Raw genomic sequence first — 19,110 nt, forward strand, 5'->3', positions numbered from 1 at the left:
TTTCATATAGAATAATATCGAATTAATAGAAGGCTAGTCGGCACATTACGTACGGACTAGAGAATAGAATGAAAGATAATTCAGTAAGACCGATAGAGAAACAATTAAATAAATTTCTTCAAGCGAAATGCCTCATCCCAGGTGGTCTTGGTTTATGGGAAATGTATTTCCGTAAGATTTGCACGGCATGGGGCGAGATTAATGGCGAAATCCGACCACAACATATCATATTTTCGGCCGATAATGGTTGTAACATGGAAGGCTATGTAGGCTATAACTATGAGGTAACACAAAAGCAGTCTCGTAATATGTTATTAGGTCACTCATCGGCAACGCAATTTTGTAACTTTAACAATATCCCTTATGAGGTTGTAGATGTAGGCATTGCCTCAGATGATGGTATCGGTGTGGATCGCAAAGTAGCAAAGGGGACAAAGAATATTTTGAACCATCCTGCAATGACCGAGGATGAATTTAATAGCGCCTTTCAAGCTGGATATGAACGGGTTCAACATTATATAGAACAAGGAATCAATCTGTTCTCCTTTGGTGAAATGGGTTTAGGGAATACAACAACCTCTGCGTGTGTGTTGTCTGCATTAATTGGAGCTGATCCGACGGAAACCGTAGGACCTGGTTCTTGGCCAGACAAACCAGAGCTGATGAAGCGTAAAATTGATTTTGTTCGGTCTGTTTTAGAGCATCATAAGAACAATATAGTTTCTAAACATGAGCCTGACCGAGTTCGTAAAATCGTAGCTCATGTAGGAGGCTTTGATATTGCTGCTATTCTTGGGGCGATGATAGCTTGTGTAGATTATGAAAAGCCCTTTATTATCGATGGCTTTATTACAGCTGTTGCAGCTGCTTGTGCAGCACATATAAACGCTCGTATTAAGGACTATGCATTACCATCGCATCAGTCTAAAGAAAAAGGCACGGAACTCGCTTTGGCTGAGGTGGGGATTACTCAAGACATGGTTCCTATTCAAGCACAAATGTCGATGGGGGAAGGTACGGGAGCCATTTTGATGGTGCAGATGCTAAAAACAACACAGCATATGTTTGTAAATGTGGGCACCTTTGCAGATTTGATGAAGTTATAAGGAGGACGAATGGAAATAAATAAATACTTTGATATACATTTTGAGCGAGCCGATGATGCAACCATTGCTAAAAGGTTGATAGGTGGAGCTAAGATTAAGGGACCTGCTTTGGTTATTTTGATCCTCTCCATGTTTATTGCCTCTATTGGGTTGAATATGAATAGTACGGCAGTTATTATTGGTGCTATGCTTATATCGCCGTTGATGGGACCTATTCTAGCAACTGGTTTTGGCTTCGCTACGCTTAATTTTACAGTTGTGAAAAGTGCTATTTTAAGATTGTCTTTACAGATTACGATTGCTGTTTTGGCATCTACTTTATATTTTTATATTTCCCCCGTTCATACGGCTACATCTGAATTATTAGCGCGTACAGAACCGAGTATTTTTGATGTATTTATTGCTATATTTGGTGGGTTGGCTGGGATTATTGGGCAAACACGTAAGACCTTAGATAATGTTATACCAGGGGTTGCGATTGCGACTGCACTTATGCCACCACTATGTACGGCAGGATATGGACTTGCCAATGGAAATTGGAACTATTTCTTTGGGGCTGGCTATCTATTCTTTATAAATGCATTTTTCATCTTCTTTGCATCATTTATTGTTTTAAAGGGTGTATATAGTTTGCCGTCCTGTAAGCAAACAGAAGCGATTAATCGTCGTAATCAGCTAATATTTCTTGTGATCGGTCTTATTATGGCTACACCAAGTATTTATGCAGGCTATGATATGACTATCAAGTATTCTGAGTCAAATCATATAGAGCAGTTTATTAAGACTGATATTAATCAAGATGGACGTCGACAAGTGATTGATTATTCCTTGGATCGGGTGAATAAGCTAGTAGATATAGTAGCTATAGGCGCTCCTGTGACTTCGGAGGAGCAATCCCAGTTGGGTGATAAGTTACAGAAAGATGAGTATTTGCAGCCTTATACATTGCGATTTGTTAATAGCGTAGATGAGAATAAATCTACTATGGATAAGACGAACTTGAATAAATCTTCGGAAAATCTTGAAAAATATAAAAACTTGAGTAATCTGTACCAGCCGACTTATCAACTAGTAAGTGAAACTATAAACACTATGAAAACGACAGAAGCTGAAGCAAAGGCGTTATTCCCGTTTGTAAGCAAAGTGGAAGGCATGCCTTTGATAGATAATCTTGAACAGGCTAAAGCGAGTCGTTATATAGTGATTATCCGTACCACGTCTAGTGTATCTGATGTAGACTCGAAACGAATAAAAGCTTGGTTGGAGGCTAAGTTATCAGCACCTGTAACTATTTCTATTGAGCAAACAACGTCAACTTTATAATTTGATCTTTTTGATTTTGATTAGATTATTTATTATATAGAGCGACATTTATAACGGTACTAAGTTTGATTTTAGCTATTAGGTATATTACCTAGTAGTACGGGAAATCATCTTAGTACCGTTTTTATTTGCTTGGTATAGTTAAACGTTATTATTTTATCCTTGCTATAGATTTTAGTTATAAAGATTAATATATAAAATCTATTATGCAAGTAGGATTTAAATTGCTATACTTACAACATTGAAATTATTAAATAATTAAATGTAGATACATGAATAAGAAAATATAAATTTATTATAATATCTACGTGTGTTGTATACGCGTGAGTCCTCGTCAATAGATGCAGGTGTTCATCGTAGATAGGAGGATTACATGAAAAAATGGTTAGCATTAGCAGCGACGGCCGTATTAGGCGCGTCCTTATTGATTAGTGGTTGTGGCTCTTCCACAAATGACGCAAGTTCCAGCAGTGCTGGTAGTTCTAAAGCAGAGGTGTTAAAGGTAGCAGCGAATCCTGTACCTCATGCTGAAATCTTAAATCAAATTAAGCCTTTATTAGCTAAGGAAGGTGTAGATCTTCAAATCATTGAATTTACGGACTACATCCAACCAAATATGGCGTTGTCCAGTAAAGAAGTAGATGCAAACTTCTTTGCTAACGTGCCTTACCAAAATAACTTCAATAAAGATCATGGCACAAACTTCGTAAGCTTTGCCCCAGTTCACATCGAACCATTGGCTATTTACTCTCAAAAAATTAAAGATTTGAAAGACTTGCCAAATGGCGCAAAAGTAGCGATTCCATCTGATCCAACAAATAGTGCTCGTGCACTTCTCTTGTTACAAAGTGCAGGTCTTGTAACTTTGAAAGACCCAACTGGTTTGACTAACACACCATTTGATGTGACTAGCAACCCTAAAAACATTCAAATTACAGAGTTAGAGGCAGCTCAAATTCCTCGTTCCATTCAAGACTTAGACGCAGCTGTAATCAATGCTAACTATGCATTGCCAGCAGGTCTTAATCCTACAAAAGATGGTTTATTCGTAGAAAAAGCGGATTCTCCATATGCAAATCTTCTTTCTGTAAACCCTGGTGATGAAAATAAACCAGCTATCCAAAAATTAGCTAAAGCATTACAATCTCCAGAAGTTAAGAAGTTCATCGAAGAACATTACAAAGGGGCTATCATCCCAGCGTTCTAATCAACTGATTCGTTAATAACATAGTGTATTTCACAAAGCATCTCCTCAGATTAACTTTATTGATACGAAAAAGGCGCAATACCTATTAGGTGTTGCGTCTTTTTATATGTTACATGTGGGGTAAAATTTACCAGTTTAATCTATATATTATATTAGAGTCTTATGTTACAAAGGATACGTTATTTTTCATTGGAAAATGGTATAATATTCTTTACATCATATAAAAATATGACTTTGTAATTCAAATCTAGATATATTTTCTATAACTCTTTGGAATACAGAAAAACTTAGATTTTAACTGCTTTTGTTGTATAATAATAGTAGGATATTTAAAAATTTAGATATTTTAGTGAAAGTAATATATCCTCATCTAATTTAGTTACGTACTTTAGATGTTCAACACATATATATGTTGTATATATTGAATGTGCTACTTTCACAAAACGAGTATGATCACTTGGTGGTTATACGGTTGTTAAAAAGAGAGGTATTTATGCAGCACATGCTACGCATGGGTATTGACGTGGGGTCTACAACGGTTAAAGTTGTATTATTGGACGAACACGATAATTATTTGTATAAGAAGTACATACGCCATTATGCGAACATTTTGGACACAGTATATACCTTACTTCAAGAGGCTCAAGTGGGACATGAAGATGATCTAGTTCATGTGTGTATCACTGGTTCTGGTGGTATGGCGATGGCTGAAAAGGTGCGCATTCCATTCGTACAAGAGGTTATTGCTGAAACACGAGCTGTAAAAGCCCTTTATCCAGAGACCGATGTTATTATCGAACTTGGTGGTGAAGATGCGAAGGTTACCTACTTAGGTCAAACTGCAGAACATCGTATGAATGGTTCCTGTGCTGGTGGTACAGGTGCTTTCATCGACCAAATGGCGACTTTGTTGCAAACTGATGCGTCTGGTCTTAACCAATTGGCTATGAATTCTGATACGATTTATCCGATTGCGGCACGTTGCGGCGTGTTTGCGAAAACCGACGTTCAAGCCTTGTTAAATCAAGGGGCATCCCATGAAAACATTGCTAAATCCGTATTCCAAGCTATCGTAAATCAAACGATTGCTGGCCTTGCTTGCGGACATAAAATCGAAGGTAATGTGGCATTCCTTGGCGGTCCGTTGACCTTCTTGTCCGAATTGCGCCAATGTTTTTGCGACACATTAGAGCTAGAAGAATCTCAACGTATTATCCCTGAAAATGGTGAATTGTTCATCGCATTAGGGGCGGCATTGATGAAAGATGAGTGCCGTGAAATCACGGTTGGTCAGTTGACGAAGGAAATCGGTGCACTTATCGGTATTCCTATGGAAGCTACGGACCGTGTCGATCCATTATTTAAAAATGAACAAGAATTAGAAGAGTTCCGCGCTCGTCATGCTAAGGCGGTAACGCCAAAGGCGAATATCGAGGATGCTCAAGGTCCTTGCTATCTTGGCATTGATGCTGGTTCTACTACGCTAAAGGTAGTACTCATTAACAGCAATAAGGAAATTATCTTTTCTCACTATGGTCCTAACCATGGTAAACCGTTAGAAAAATCTCGTGAAATTATCGAGAAAATATATGAATTATTGCCAAAAGGCGCCTATATTGCACACTCTGGCGTAACTGGCTATGGCGAGGCCTTTCTTAAACGCGCCCTCGGCATCGATATCGGTGAAGTAGAAACGATGGCTCACTATCGTGCGGCACGCTTCTTCTGCCCTGATGTATCCTTTATCTTGGATATCGGCGGTCAAGATATGAAATGCTGTAAGGTTCGCGATGGCTATATTGAAGACATCGTATTGAACGAAGCTTGCTCCTCTGGTTGTGGCTCTTTCATCGATACATTTGCATCTGGCTTGCGTATTCCTATCGACCAATTCGCGAAGGAAGGTTTGTTGGCAACCTTGCCAATCGACTTAGGCTCTCGTTGTACTGTATTTATGAACTCTAAGGTTAAGCAGGCTCAAAAGGAAGGTGCTACAGTACAAGATATCGCTGCAGGCCTTGCTTATTCTGTAATTAAAAATGCCCTTTATAAGGTTCTTAAGGTGAAAGATCCTAAAGAATTGGGCGATCATATCGTTGTACAAGGCGGTACATTCTATAATGAATCCGTTTTGCGTGCCTTTGAGAAATTGATGGGCGTCGAAGTAATTCGTCCTGATGTATCCGGCTTGATGGGGGCGTATGGCATGGCTCTTCTTGCGGCTGAAACGGCGGAAGAGTTACAAAAGGGTGAAAGTACATTGCTCGATAGTGAAGGACTTAATTCCTTACAGGTGTCTACGACAATGCGCAATTGTGGCCTTTGCTCCAACAACTGTATGCTTACTATCAATGCTTTCTCAGATGGTCGTACGTACGTAACGGGCAACCGTTGTGACCGCGGTGCAGGCGGTATGATTCAAGAGGAGCGTAAACCAGTTCCCAACTTGGTAGATGTAAAATTACGTCGTTATTTCGACTATTACTTAAAGAAAAATATTCCAGAGTTTGAAGGTAAAATGCGCGTTGGTATTCCTCGCGTTCTCAATATGTATGAGGATTTTCCGTTCTGGTTTACATTCTTTAATACCTTGGGCTATGAAGTAATCCTTTCCGATTATACGACTAAGGATCAATACAACAAGGCTATCGATACGATTCCATCCGATACGGCTTGCTATCCTGCGAAGGCCGTACATGGTCATATTCGCGATTTGGCGAATGCACAGGTAGACTTTGTTTGGTACCCTTGTGTTCAACATGGGCCAAAGGAATTTAGCCGCGACAATAATTACCATTGTCCTATGGTTATTTCCTATCCTGAACTCATTAAAAATAACATGCAAGATGTACTTGGGAATACTCCGTTCCATGCGCCGTTCTTGCCGTTAGCTGATAAGAAATCTCTTGTTCCGGCTCTTGTGAAAGCATTGGACTTCTTGGACCTCAAGAAGAAAGATATTGCTAAGGCTGTAGACCTTGCTTGGGAAGAACAAGAAAACTGTAAAGCTTCCTACCGTGAAACAACGAAGAAAACTGTATCTCGCCTCGTAGCAGAACAAATTCCAACAATCGTTCTAGCCGGTCGTCCATATCATTTGGACTCTGGTATCAACCACGGTATTCCAGAATTGATTACATCCCTTGGGATGGCTGTTCTTACGGAGGATGGTGTTGCGCCACTCGGTAATGATATCAAGCATTTACGCGTTGTAGACCAATGGTCGTATCATAGCCGTCTATATCGTGCCGCTGAATTCGTAAGTAGAACAGAAGGCTTCCAAATCGTAGAGCTTAACTCTTTCGGTTGTGGTCTTGACTCTATCGTTGCTGATCAGGTAAAAGATATACTTTCAGCAAACCACAAAATCCATACCTTGCTCAAAATTGACGAAGGTACAAACCTCGGGGCTGTTACGATTCGTCTGCGCTCATTGCAATCCGTAATGGAACGGAGCTTACGTCGTCACAATAACCCAGAGGCACCGGAAGAAGTGGTGTTAGAGAAATTACCAACTTACGATTATAATCGAGTGATCTTCACTGAGGAAATGCGTAAGACTTATAAAATCTTGGTGCCACAAATGTCACCATTGCATTTTAGCCTCTTAGAGCCAGTTCTCAAAAACGAAGGCTATGACTTTGAAATGTTGCCAGCTCCTACACGTGACGATATCGAAGTGGGCCTAAAATACATCAATAATGATGCATGTTACCCTGCAATCATTGTGGTAGGTCAGCTCATGGCGGCATTGTTATCTGGTAAATATGATGTAGATAAAACAGCTGTAATTATCTCCCAAACGGGTGGGGGCTGTCGTGCGACGAACTATATCGGTTACTTGCGTAAAGCATTGATTGATGCTGGTATGAAACAAGTGCCAATCCTATCCCTCAATGCGAGCGATATGGAACGTCAACCGGGCTTCAAATTGACAAAAGGCTTTTTACATCGCATGATTCAAGCTGTAGTATACGGGGATGCTATCATGCAATGCGTATTGGCTACGCGCCCATACGAAAAGAATTCTGGCTCTACTGATGCATTATGTGATTACTGGCTTAAAAAGCTCCGTGAAAACATTACATCTGCAAGCCTTCGTCAGTACAATAAGTACATCAAAGAAATCATTCATGACTTTGATAACTTGCCAGTCAATAAAGACGTACAAAAACCTCGGGTTGGCGTAGTAGGGGAAATTTACGTTAAATTCCACCCTAGTGCGAACAACAATATCAATGAACTTATTGAAAAAGAAGGGGGCGAAGTCGTTACATCTGGCTTGCTAGATTTCTTCTTGTACTGTGCGATGGACAGCACATATCGTGCAAAACATCTTGATGGCACATGGCTATCTGGCTTCTTTGGTACATTGGCTCGCGAAGCCCTTGAACTATACCGCTTGCCATACGCTAAAGCTGTAGCGGCATCAAAAAACTTTGATCCATTACAACGTATGACAGAAGTAGCAAAAGAAGCGGCTCAATTCATCGGTCTTGGTAACCAATGCGGTGAAGGCTGGTTCCTCACAGGCGATATGATTGACCTCATCGAAAAAGGGGCTAAACAAATCGTATGCTTACAACCATTTGGTTGTTTGCCGAACCACGTAACAGGTAAAGGCATGGTGAAAACACTATCCGCTGCCTACCCAGACGTGCGCATTGCGGCTATCGACTACGACCCAGGCTCCAGTGCGGTAAACCAAGCAAACCGATTGAAACTACTACTATCGACAATGTTTGAATAAGGGTGCTCTGTTATATTTTCAATGGGGCCCCGTGACAACTACATAACACTAGTATAGAAAAAACACAGCCCTCTCTTGGCTCAGTACGGCGCTACGCTTCGTAAAATCGCTGCAGAGAGGGCTGTGTTCTTTTCTATATACACCTGTTATGAAGCGGTCCCATTGAAAATATAACTAGTGCAGTGGGGAGAAGTTGGGATGGAATTTAGTGAATAAGCGATAAGGTCCCTTACATTTTATAATGGGGCCCGAATACAACTGCATATTACTAGTATAGAAAAAATACAGCCCTCTCTTGGCTCAGTACGTCACTACGTTCCGTAAAATCGCTGCAGAGAGGGCTGTATTCTTTTCTATATACGCTAATTATGAAGATGTCCCATTGAAAATATAACTGGATAGAGGAGGGGGAAGAAATGTGGAGATGTGCCTATGGCACATCTCCTTTCTCCTACAATCAGTTGTGTAGGTGGTTTTCGTTATTATGCCTAGGTGTTTGTAGAGTTAAAGAATTAATCTATTTTGAAATATGCTTGTAAAGCCCAACAATGGGACGCCTCTATAGATAATGTTAATATAAATACGATACCCCTTTCCGAAGCGATTTTACGAAGTACTGAGCAAGGAAAGGGGTATCTTATTTATATACTAATATTATTTTGTTGTAGTCGGGCCCCATTGTGGGGCTTATACAAATGTGTAAAAGAGATTAATCTTTTTCTACCAAACCATATAGGCACAATAAGGAAAGCGCTGAACATACTAGCATTGTAGTCCCCATGGGAATCCCTGTATATTCCCCACCAATACCAACTAATGGAGATACGATTCCTGCAGAGAACATGCTAGCAAAGCCAAGTACTGCAGAGGCACTTCCAGCCATTTTACCGTATTTAGCCATTGCCATAGAGAAAGAGGCAGAGCCAAATAGGGATACTGTACATACGGTAAAGAATAGAATGGCCGTTACAGGAATAAGTGGCCATTCGAAAAGCATAGCTATTAAGAATAGCAAGGAGCCGATTGTTAGTTGCCAGAGGGCAAATGTTAGTAATTGTCGAACTGTGATTACATTACTTAATCTAGCGCTTATGGCACTAGCTAAGATAATACCACAGCTATTGATACCAAAGAGATAGCTAAATTCTTGTGCAGATAGTTGGAAGATGTTTTGGTATACAAAGGATGAACCTGAGATATACGCAAAGAATCCACCAAAAGCAAAGAATTGGATTAGTGTTTGCCCAAGGAATCGCTTATCTTTAATAAGCGTAATGTAGTTCTTTGTAGCAGTTGCAACGCCACCTGTAACGCGTTTTTCTTTAGGTAAGCTTTCACGGAAGAGAAGAGATCCCGCTAATAGAATAGCAGAAAATATTGCTAAAATAACGAAGATAACGCGCCATGTAGTGAATAGTAATAATTGACCGCCGATGAGCGGAGCGATTACTGGCGCCAAACCGTTAACCATCATGAGCAATGCAAAGAGTTTAGTCAATTCTTGACCAAATGCAAAATCTCGAGCGATGGCCTTAGCAATTACAACGCCCACAGATCCTGTTAAACCTTGTAGAAAGCGTCCTAGTAAAAGTATTTCAATGCTTGGTGCATAAGCACAGATTATGCTAGAGATAACGCAAAGTAAGTTGCCTGTTATAAGAGGCAACTTGCGGCCCATAGTATCACTAATAGGACCTCCAAATAATTGACCTAATGCAACACCAAAAGTCATCACACCAATGGTCATTTGAATATTTGATGCAGATGTATTTAGTTCACTAGGCATAATTGGTAATGCTGGTAAATATAAATCTGTTGCAAGTGGTGTGATGGCTGTCAACAGACCAAGGAATACTACTAAGATGAAAGAGACCTTAGCAGAATTTTCTTGAGTCATAAAACCCTCCTATACTAAAGTGAGAAAAATAAAAGTCTGCGAATCGCACTTCGCAGACTGCATTTAATTTTTTCTATTTGATACGATGTATTTTACCATGATTGAGAAAAAATATCTATATGAAATATTGAGTTTGCTATATCTCTATTTATAGATTACAATTAGTATATTAATTATATCTAAAAATATCAATGTGTTTATTGGCGATGGGAGAATTATATGAAATATTAACTAAAAGGTTTTGTGTTAGCTGCAATAGTAGTAATCGGGACAGCTACGGTTTCATCTGTAGAAGCAATATCATTAAACCATGTTATATGTAGTATTCTCATATGTGGCAACAAAAAAGAACAGCTCGTGAAGAGCTGTTCTTTTTTTGTTACCAGTTCTTAGAAGAAAAAGTGGTGAATTTCATGGATGAAATGTTGACCGAAGAAGGAAATACAACCGTGCATTACGATGAATACAATGAAGTATTTGAAGGCACTGTTCATGATAACGCTTGCTTCGATTTCATGTTCTAGTTTATGAGCTTCTTCAGCACTGATTTCTTTGTGGTTTTCTAGGTATGCTTTTAAAGCAGGTCCTACGGCACCAATAGAAATCGCGATGGATTGTGGGGACAACATTTTGCCGATACCAGCTGCACCGGAGTTAACTGCTGCCAACCAGAAGCCAAGGTCTTCGAAGTTTGTAGGATCTAAACCTTGAGCTGCAGCGATTTGAAGTGGACCAAACAATACGTTGGAGTTTGTACCAGAACCAGTTAAGAATGCACCCAACGCACCCACGATAGGAGCGAATAGAGGATACAATGTACCTGTACCAGCAACCATTGCTTTTGCAATGTCTGCAGTCATACCAGAGTAAGTCATCAATTTAGCTGTCATAACAACTGTGATGATTGTAAGGTATGTGAATTTCAAGTTTTTAACTGTGCTACCCAATGTACCGAAGATTTCGCCAGCTTTTGCTTTTTGGATGAAACCACCAACAATACCAGCGATAAAAATCATAATACCAGGAGTTGCAATCCATACGAATGTGTAAGGTTTTGCACCAGCACCTTGATAAATAGGTACAGATGTTTTAATGGACGCAAGAGGACCATTAATTGCAGGGAACAATTTAGAAGTTAATAACAATAATACGAAGATTAAGATGAATGGCATTGCAGCTACAAGGCCTTCGCCACCAGAAACTTTAGGGACTTCGCCAGTTTGTTTAACTGCGTATTTAGGATCATTAGGAGGCATGATTTTTGCACAACCAATGATAACTGCCATGATAACGATGGATGCAGAAATTACGGATAATTCTGGACCCATTACAGCGTTGATTACAGTTTCAGGAACTGCTAATGCTAAACCAGAAAGCAATGTTACAAGGAATACGCCTTTTAACGCTTTAATACCGCCACCAATAATCATAACAACAAAGAATGGAGCGATAAGGTTAAGCAAGAACAATTGTACGGAAATGAATGTACCTAAATGGCTTGGATCAAGGTTTGTTAAGGATGCCAATGTAGTTGTTGGAATCCCGATAGAACCAAATGTTGTTGGTACGGAGTTTGCAACGAGACATGCGATGATAGATTTAAGTGGGTCAAAACCTACGGCAACCATCATAGCTGCAGGAATTGCAACGGCAGTACCGAAGCCAGCCATACCTTCCATGAAGGCACCAAAGCCCCATGCAAGTAGTAATGCAAGTACACGAGTATCAGATGTTACAGAAGAAAGCATGGTTTTAATAGTTTCCATTGCTTTCGTATGTACTACCAAGTTATAAACGAAGATAGCAGCTGTAATAACTAATAGGATTGGCCAGATTGCCAATGCGGCACCTTCAAGGGCACCAGTGACCATAATAAATGGGTCAGCTTGGAATGCTGTAATAGCGATAATGAAAGAACCAATCGCAGCAACACTTGTTGCTTGCCATGCAGGTAATTTCAAGATGGATAACGCTACAATCAACCAAATGATTGGAGATAGCGCTAATAGAACGGTGATAGCACTCATTTCTAAGATCATCCTTTCAAGTAAAACAAAAATATATGCTCAACAGGACGACGTAGTTTAATCAATTTAATTGATGAATAAATCGCTATGATGTTAATTTGTAAAAGTTCAGTTAAAATAAAAGCTTACAATAAAATAACAGATATACTTATCATAAAAATTGATATAGTACATAAAATTTTTTAACCTCATAGCCTATGAGGTTAAAAACATAAGAGAGGGGACATAAACAGTGTTTATGTCCCCTTCTGTACTAACTACAAGTCCTTGTTAGGGCCATTACTAAGTTTAGGTATTAGTAGTTACCTTTGAACATTGTAGCAGGAGCTTCTGGTACATAATCGCCGAAGTAGGATTTGAAGTCTAAACCTAATTCATTGCAAAGGTCTTGAACTTCAAGCATTGTACCGTTAAGTACAGGGATGCCTTCAGCTTTAACTTTAGCAACAGATTCATGTTCTTTTTCACCATGAGTGTAGATACGGTCTTGACCTTGAGCTTTAGGCGCTTCACGTAATTCTTGTAAGAATTGGGAGAAGTGTTTTTTGATTTCAGCTGGGTCACCGAAGAATTCAGGGTTGATAGCCATGAAGCCGTGACAGATGTTGGATTTACCGCCAACCATACATTTGTTGGAAGTACCGCCTTGAGACAAGATGGAGGAGAATAATTCAGCAATCATGCCGTTACCATAACCTTTGTGGCCGCCAAGAACTTCTGTAGCACCACCTAAAGGAAGGATACCGCCGCCTTCATGACGGGAGATGTTGCCCAATACTTCAGCTGCGTCAGTGGAAGGAACGCCGTCTTTATTAACAGCCCAGCCATCTGGAGTAGCTTTGCCCATTTTGTTGTACATTTCAAGTTTACCACGAGTTACTACTGTAGTGGAGCAATCGAAGAAGAAGTCAACAGGATCAGCAGGTACAGTCCAAGCGATAGGGTTGGAACCAAGCATAGCTTTACGAGCATATACAGGAACCATGATTGCTTCGGAGTTTGTACAAGAGAAACCGATTAAGCCTTGGTCGGAAGCCATTTTAGCATAGTAACCAGCGATACCATAGTGGTTGGAGTTACGTACGGATACGATACCAACACCGGATTTTTTAGCTTTTTCGATAGCCATTTCCATAGCCATGTGGCCCAACAATTGACCCATGCCGTCATGACCGTCGATAACTGCGGAGATTGGAGTTTCTTTTACGATTTCAGGTTTAGCGTCGATTTTGATCAAGCCATTAGTGATACCTTTATGGTAACGAACCATACGTTGCATACCATGGCTTTGAATACCGAACAAGTCAGAAGTCAAAAGTACGTCTTGGATGATGTCAGCTTCTTTTTCGGAGAAACCAAATTTTTGGAAAGCGTCCATGCTCAATTTTTTTAGTGTTTCATAAGGGAATAACACAGTGTTTTTTGCGTCTGCCATCGTTAAAACCTCTTTTCAGAAAATATGTACCTGATATAGCTACTTCACATTAGATAACCATGAATTCAAAATGATTTCTTGTGAGTTCTATATCCTCTCAAATGACACTGTCAGTATAGCACAGAAACAAGTGAGATTGAATAGTCTTACAGTCTGAACGACATTACTAAATACGCATACGTACCGGTGATTTTTGTCACATAATCTATACGACACTATTAAAATGTCTGATTATACCTAAAACTATATGGTTATGACTTTTAGTAATGATTACATGATTTTTTTGAAGAATTTTGGTATTTTTATAGAACTTATTAGTATATCTGTTTAGGCATTGGACAAGAATGATAATGGATAGATATCGATAAAACTTGAAATGTCTAACTATATATATCAAAATAAATGATGAGGTCATAAATGTAATGTGATAATCGAATGCATTGATATACATAAAATAATCATTTCTAAAACCTTTTTAATTCAGAAGATGTGCAAAAGGTTATACTTATACGAGTCATACTATAATATAATATAAATATACATCCTATAGTTTATACAATTTATAAGCGAGGTGCTTATTATGAAAGAATATAAATCTGTATGCCCATACGATTGTCCCGATGCATGCGGTCTCATTGTATCAGTCGATAATAATAAAGTAATATCTGTTCGAGGGGATAGAGCACATGCTTTCACAAGAGGTACACTATGCCCTAAGATGGCACATTATGAAAAGGTAATCCATTCTCCATTGCGCTTGAAGTCCCCTATGAAGCGTGTCGGTAAAAAGGGAATTGGTGAAGATCAGTACACTCGTATTAGTTGGGATGAAGCCCTTGATGCAATTGTCAATAATTTCAAAGAAACTATTGATACTTATGGCAGTGAAAGTATTTTGCGTTACTCTTATGCAGGAACAATGGGGGTTATTCAGAGTCCTGCAGCAGATTATTTTTTCCGTTGTATTGGTGCTACAGACCAAGATCGAGGTATTTGCTCTCCTGCTAAACAAGCGGGGTTCCGTTCTGTTTACGGTGATACCTTAGCGATTAAACCACAAGAGGCGCAACATAGTGATCTTATCGTCTTGTGGGGGATAAATGCGACAGCCACAGATGTTCATATTTTACATGATGTGAACATTGCGAAAAAGAAGGGGGCTCGCGTTTGGATTATCGACACTCATAAAACTTATACTTTTAGCCAAGCTCATGAACATATTTACGTTAAACCAGGAAGTGATGGGGCACTAGCTTTAGGGATGCTCCATATCATTCATCGTGATGGCTTGGCAGATATAGATTTTATTAAGAAGCATGTCCAAGGCTACGATGAGTTGGTAAAAGAGGTGTTGCTTGACTTTACGCCGGGAAAAGCGGCTGAAATTTGCGGTGTTTCTGTGGAGCGGATGACTGAGTTTGCTCATGCTTATGCAAAGTCAAAAGCGCCGTTTATTCGTCTCGGCAGTGGACTATCTCGATATGGCAATGGTGCTATGACATGCCGTGCTATTAATGCCTTGCCTGCTGTGGTTGGAGCATGGCAATATCCTGGGGGTGGATTGTTGTCGAGTGCTAGTGGTAGTAAATTTATTGGCAAAGATGTGATGCAACAGGCTCATGTTCATGCGCCAGCTAAACGATTGATGCCTATGATTAAACTGGGTGAAATGCTTATAAACCCTGAAGGAACTAAAGTTCATAGTTTATATATCTTCTCTTCAAATCCGGCTATCACAGCTCCTGACCAGAATGTTGTACGTAGAGGGTTGATGCGCGATGACTTATTCACTGTGGTACATGAGCGTTTTTTTACGGATACCTGTAAATATGCGGATATTATTTTGCCGGCCACAACATCTGTAGAGCATGATGATATTTATAATTCTTATGGTCATTACACAATTGGTACGGGTTACAAATTGATTGATCCAGTTGGGGAGTCTCGTTCCAATTGGCAAGTTATCGCCGAGTTAGCAAAACGTATGGGGTTGGAGGATGATTTTTTTGACCTTAGTGAAAGAGAGCTTATTAACCAAATTGTGCGGACTTCGAGTCGTATATCCAAGAGGGACCAAGAGTTGATTTTAAATGGTGAGCCTGTGGAGATGACGGTACCTGAGAGTTATAAGATGGATTTCAAAACACCGTCTGGAAAAATTGAATTATATAATCCGCAGGATGTAGAACCATTAATTCGGTATATGCCTCCATATGGTGATAATGCACCGTTTTGGCTTATAAATGGTAATGATATTCGAATTTTGGACTCTAGCTTCTGCGAATTAGACTTTAATGATCCTGAGTTGATGAAACTTCGCATCCATCCAGAAGATGCAAAAATGTATAACATAAACGATGGTGCTGAGGTAGAAATCTATAACGATCGTGGCAGTGTAAAAATTAAAGCATACTACGACGATGAAGTACAGAGAGGGACATTGGTAACACTAGGTGTATGGTGGCAATCTCAATCGAGTGATCCTCACGTGGCAATCAATGCGCTTACCGCAGCTCGTCCTACCGATCAGGGATGGGGGAGCACCTTTTATGATGTACAAGTTCATATAAGAAATCTTTTGTAGTGAATGACCAATTAATAGTCTGTAATGATTACTGTAAAATAGGAATTTATCTACTTATTTCTATAAGTAAAAGTTAAAGTCTGTTACTTATGGGAATAACTCTATACGGATATAGAATAGTGAGGATATTTTTCTTGTATACCCAAGCCCCTTTAGATTATAATAGTAATATTATTTTTATATAACCTAAAGGGGGTTACATTTATGAATGGTAACGATAATCTGTCGACCCGTGCTTATCTGGCTATAGGCATGATGTTATTTGCTCTATTCTTTGGGGCAGGGAACTTGATCTTCCCAGCGGCCTTAGGTCAACAAGCTGGTGATAATGTCGGTTGGGCATTGCTCGGTTTCGTATTAACTGGTGTAGGCCTTCCACTCTTAGGGGTTGCAGCGATGGGTTACTCTTCCTGTAAAGATGTTGAAGAACTTGCAAGTCGTGTTCATCCGATTTATGGCTTGTTGTACACAATTTCTTTATACTTGAGTATTGGTCCAATGTTTGCGACGCCACGTACTGGTACTGTAGCTTATGAAATCGCAATTAAACCTTTTGCTGAAGGTTTAAGCATGAATATGGAACCAATTTTCTTGGCATTATTCTTTGGTATTTCTTTGTGGTTATCTATTAGTCCGCAAAAACTTGTTAACCGTATCGGCAATATTTTGACACCAGCTTTACTACTTGTAATTCTGTTGTTAATTGTTAAATCCTTTATTACTCCACTTGGTGGTTATGCGGTGCCACAACCGGCATATGGTGATGCGCCAACGGCTGTATTACAGGGTTTCCTAGATGGCTACAATACAATGGATGCCTTAGCTTCCGTAGTATTTGCTATTCTTGTAATCGACTTTGTTCGTCTTAGCGGTGCTACATCTCGTGCTGTGATTACAAAAACGGTAATGGAGGTAGGTGCTATTGCGGTAGGTCTTCTTGGTATTGTTTACGTATTTATCGCTAATATCGGTGCTACTAGTGTTGAACGCTTTGGTTTGTTCGAGACAGGGGCTCCTGTATTGTCCGTAAGTGCTAACTATTTGTTTGGTGAGTTCGGTCAAATCATCTTGGCTATCATCGTTTTGCTAGCTTGCTTGTCTACAAGTATTGGTCTTATCACTTCTTGCGGTACATATTTCCACAAGTTGACGCCAAAGATTAGTTACAAATTATATGTAGTAATTTTCTCTGTAGCGGCGTTTGGTCTTAGCATGTTTGGCTTGAAAACAATCATCAGTGCAGCAATTCCTGTGTTGATGCTCTTGTATCCGTTGACTATCGTAATCATCTTGTTGGCACTTCTTCATAATGTGTTTGGTGGTCGTCGTTGCGTATATGCATGGACTATGGCTTTCACAATGATCTCTGCCCTCATGACTGGTCTTGAAACTGCAGGTATTGCACCTACAGCTTTGGAACAGCTCTTTGCTCAATATATTCCATTTCAAAGTGCTGGTATGGGCTGGGTAAGCTTTGCGGTATTAGGCTTTGTTGTGGGTCTTATCCATAAAGGTCTTGCTTCCGATAATAAGTAATAAAGATAAAGGCTCTATGCTTTCATTTTGTGAGAGTATAGAGCCTTTTTATGTTTTGATTGTTGTCATATAAAATTGATTTTGTGTGTAGAAGTTTCTATAATAAGGATAAATAAGGATATAAATGATAAAAGAAGGAAGGAAATTTTATGCGTAGTACTCATTGTTTACCTAGTTATAGTTTTGGAGGTCATGATGTATTTGACGCTATTCCAAAGTTTACAAAATTATATGGCAAGTCTGTAGCTATCATCGGTGGCGAAACAGCTCTTTCTAAAGCTTTGCCACACATTCGTCCAGTGCTTGATAAAGCGGGGATTAAGGTGCTAGATATTATCCACTTTGGTGGAGAGTGTACTTTTGCTCGAGGCAAGGAAATTGCACAAATGGCATCTGTAAAAGATGCGGACTTTTTGTTTGCTGTTGGTGGTGGTAAGGCCATGGATACGGTAAAAGTAGTAGCTATAGAGTTAGATGATAAACCATTCTTTACAATTCCAACCATTGCGTCTACTTGTGCGGCAACGTCAGAAGTGGCAGCTGTATACACGGCAGATCATACTTTTGATGACGTAGCTTTTGTAAATCATCCTCCTGTGCACTGCTTTATTGATGCTGATATTCTCGTAGAAGCACCAAGCCGTTACTTGTGGGCAGGAATGGGAGATACTATTGCAAAACACTATGAAACTCATCTTTCTGCTCGCAGTCGCGAGCAAGACTATAATACTCAGTTAGGCCTTACTCTAGCTTCTATGTGTAGTGAACCAATTTTAGCACATGGTATACAAGCCTATAAAGATAGTCAAGCTAATAAACGTAGTGATGCCTTTGATACCATTGCTATGACTGTTATCTTTACTACCGGTGTTGTATCAGGTTGTGTTCCTATGGCATATAATAGCAACATGGCTCATGCTGTATGTTATGGCTGTGTTACTAATAAAGAAACAGAAGAAAATCATTTGCATGGTGAAATAGTAGCTTATGGCTTACTTATTTTGTTAACCGTTGACCAACAAATGGATGAGTTACAACGGTGGTTGCCAGTATATCGCGAATTAGGTTGGCCTACTAAACTTTCACAATTAGATCTTACTGCATCGCATATTCCTCAAATTGTTGAAAAGGCTACATCTGTTCATGATATTGATGTATCTCCATATAAAATTACAGCAGATATGTTGACTAAGGCTATTCAATATATGGAATCTCTTGATTAATATGGTTTGTAACTATTTGTGT

At 39.5% G+C, this 19,110-nt stretch carries 10 protein-coding genes; 7 read left to right on the plus strand and 3 right to left on the minus strand.

The genetic code is table 11. From position 1 onward, the window contains the following. Positions 1-68: 68 nt before the first annotated feature. The 4 genes from NE668_RS07070 to NE668_RS07085 all read left to right on the plus strand — a co-directional run bounded on the left by NE668_RS07070 (position 69) and on the right by NE668_RS07085 (position 8,386). Entirely contained in the window at positions 69-1,106 is a 1,038-nt protein-coding gene (locus tag NE668_RS07070) for a nicotinate-nucleotide--dimethylbenzimidazole phosphoribosyltransferase (RefSeq protein WP_227037326.1), read from the plus strand. A 9-nt stretch (positions 1,107-1,115) separates the two neighbouring features. Beyond that, positions 1,116-2,429 (plus strand): DUF389 domain-containing protein, encoded by a 1,314-nt coding sequence (locus NE668_RS07075; RefSeq protein WP_227037327.1) that lies wholly within the window; start codon positions 1,116-1,118, stop codon positions 2,427-2,429. A gap of 373 nt (positions 2,430-2,802) precedes the next feature. Then, the gene (locus NE668_RS07080) at positions 2,803-3,636 is read left to right on the plus strand and encodes a MetQ/NlpA family ABC transporter substrate-binding protein (RefSeq protein ID WP_060919058.1); all 834 of its coding nucleotides are present in this window, start codon (positions 2,803-2,805) and stop codon (positions 3,634-3,636) included. Positions 3,637-4,129: 493 nt separating this feature from the next. Next, entirely contained in the window at positions 4,130-8,386 is a 4,257-nt protein-coding gene (locus tag NE668_RS07085) for an acyl-CoA dehydratase activase-related protein (RefSeq protein WP_227037328.1), read from the plus strand. A gap of 709 nt (positions 8,387-9,095) precedes the next feature. Here the strand turns inward: NE668_RS07085 and NE668_RS07090 are convergent. From NE668_RS07090 to NE668_RS07100, 3 genes are all read right to left on the minus strand, one after another. Next, entirely contained in the window at positions 9,096-10,283 is a 1,188-nt protein-coding gene (locus NE668_RS07090) for a multidrug effflux MFS transporter (protein WP_008602366.1), read from the minus strand. Positions 10,284-10,672: 389 nt separating this feature from the next. Beyond that, positions 10,673-12,310, minus strand: a complete 1,638-nt coding sequence (locus NE668_RS07095) for an L-lactate permease (RefSeq protein WP_008602367.1) — start codon at positions 12,308-12,310, stop codon at positions 10,673-10,675. Between the two features lie 295 nt (positions 12,311-12,605). Further along, on the minus strand, positions 12,606-13,745 hold the full coding sequence (locus NE668_RS07100) for an Ldh family oxidoreductase (RefSeq protein ID WP_005385319.1): 1,140 nt from the start codon (positions 13,743-13,745) through the stop codon (positions 12,606-12,608). A gap of 580 nt (positions 13,746-14,325) precedes the next feature. Here NE668_RS07100 and NE668_RS07105 point away from each other — a divergent pair. From NE668_RS07105 to NE668_RS07115, 3 genes are all read left to right on the plus strand, one after another. After that, positions 14,326-16,329 (plus strand): molybdopterin-containing oxidoreductase family protein, encoded by a 2,004-nt coding sequence (locus NE668_RS07105; protein WP_227037329.1) that lies wholly within the window; start codon positions 14,326-14,328, stop codon positions 16,327-16,329. 204 nt (positions 16,330-16,533) lie between these two features. Continuing rightward, on the plus strand, positions 16,534-17,865 hold the full coding sequence (gene brnQ, locus NE668_RS07110; protein ID WP_187002394.1) for a branched-chain amino acid transport system II carrier protein: 1,332 nt from the start codon (positions 16,534-16,536) through the stop codon (positions 17,863-17,865). A 149-nt stretch (positions 17,866-18,014) separates the two neighbouring features. After that, positions 18,015-19,088 (plus strand): iron-containing alcohol dehydrogenase family protein, encoded by a 1,074-nt coding sequence (locus tag NE668_RS07115; RefSeq protein ID WP_004698178.1) that lies wholly within the window; start codon positions 18,015-18,017, stop codon positions 19,086-19,088. Positions 19,089-19,110 lie beyond the last annotated feature (22 nt).

Origin of the sequence: Veillonella parvula, from assembly GCF_024461875.1 — a bacterium.
In the GTDB taxonomy this organism is placed as follows: Bacteria; Bacillota; Negativicutes; order Veillonellales; family Veillonellaceae; genus Veillonella; species Veillonella parvula_I.

Bases quoted from the DNA above. Each gene is read 5' to 3' on its own strand.
- NE668_RS07070 (WP_227037326.1), top strand. From the start codon at position 69: ATGAAAGATAATTCAGTAAGACCGATAGAGAAACAATTAAATAAATTT.
- NE668_RS07075 (WP_227037327.1), top strand. From the start codon at position 1,116: ATGGAAATAAATAAATACTTTGATATACATTTTGAGCGAGCCGATGAT.
- NE668_RS07080 (WP_060919058.1), top strand. From the start codon at position 2,803: ATGAAAAAATGGTTAGCATTAGCAGCGACGGCCGTATTAGGCGCGTCC.
- NE668_RS07085 (WP_227037328.1), top strand. From the start codon at position 4,130: ATGCAGCACATGCTACGCATGGGTATTGACGTGGGGTCTACAACGGTT.
- NE668_RS07090 (WP_008602366.1), bottom strand. From the start codon at position 10,283: ATGACTCAAGAAAATTCTGCTAAGGTCTCTTTCATCTTAGTAGTATTC.
- NE668_RS07095 (WP_008602367.1), bottom strand. From the start codon at position 12,310: ATGAGTGCTATCACCGTTCTATTAGCGCTATCTCCAATCATTTGGTTG.
- NE668_RS07100 (WP_005385319.1), bottom strand. From the start codon at position 13,745: ATGGCAGACGCAAAAAACACTGTGTTATTCCCTTATGAAACACTAAAA.
- NE668_RS07105 (WP_227037329.1), top strand. From the start codon at position 14,326: ATGAAAGAATATAAATCTGTATGCCCATACGATTGTCCCGATGCATGC.
- brnQ (WP_187002394.1), top strand. From the start codon at position 16,534: ATGAATGGTAACGATAATCTGTCGACCCGTGCTTATCTGGCTATAGGC.
- NE668_RS07115 (WP_004698178.1), top strand. From the start codon at position 18,015: ATGCGTAGTACTCATTGTTTACCTAGTTATAGTTTTGGAGGTCATGAT.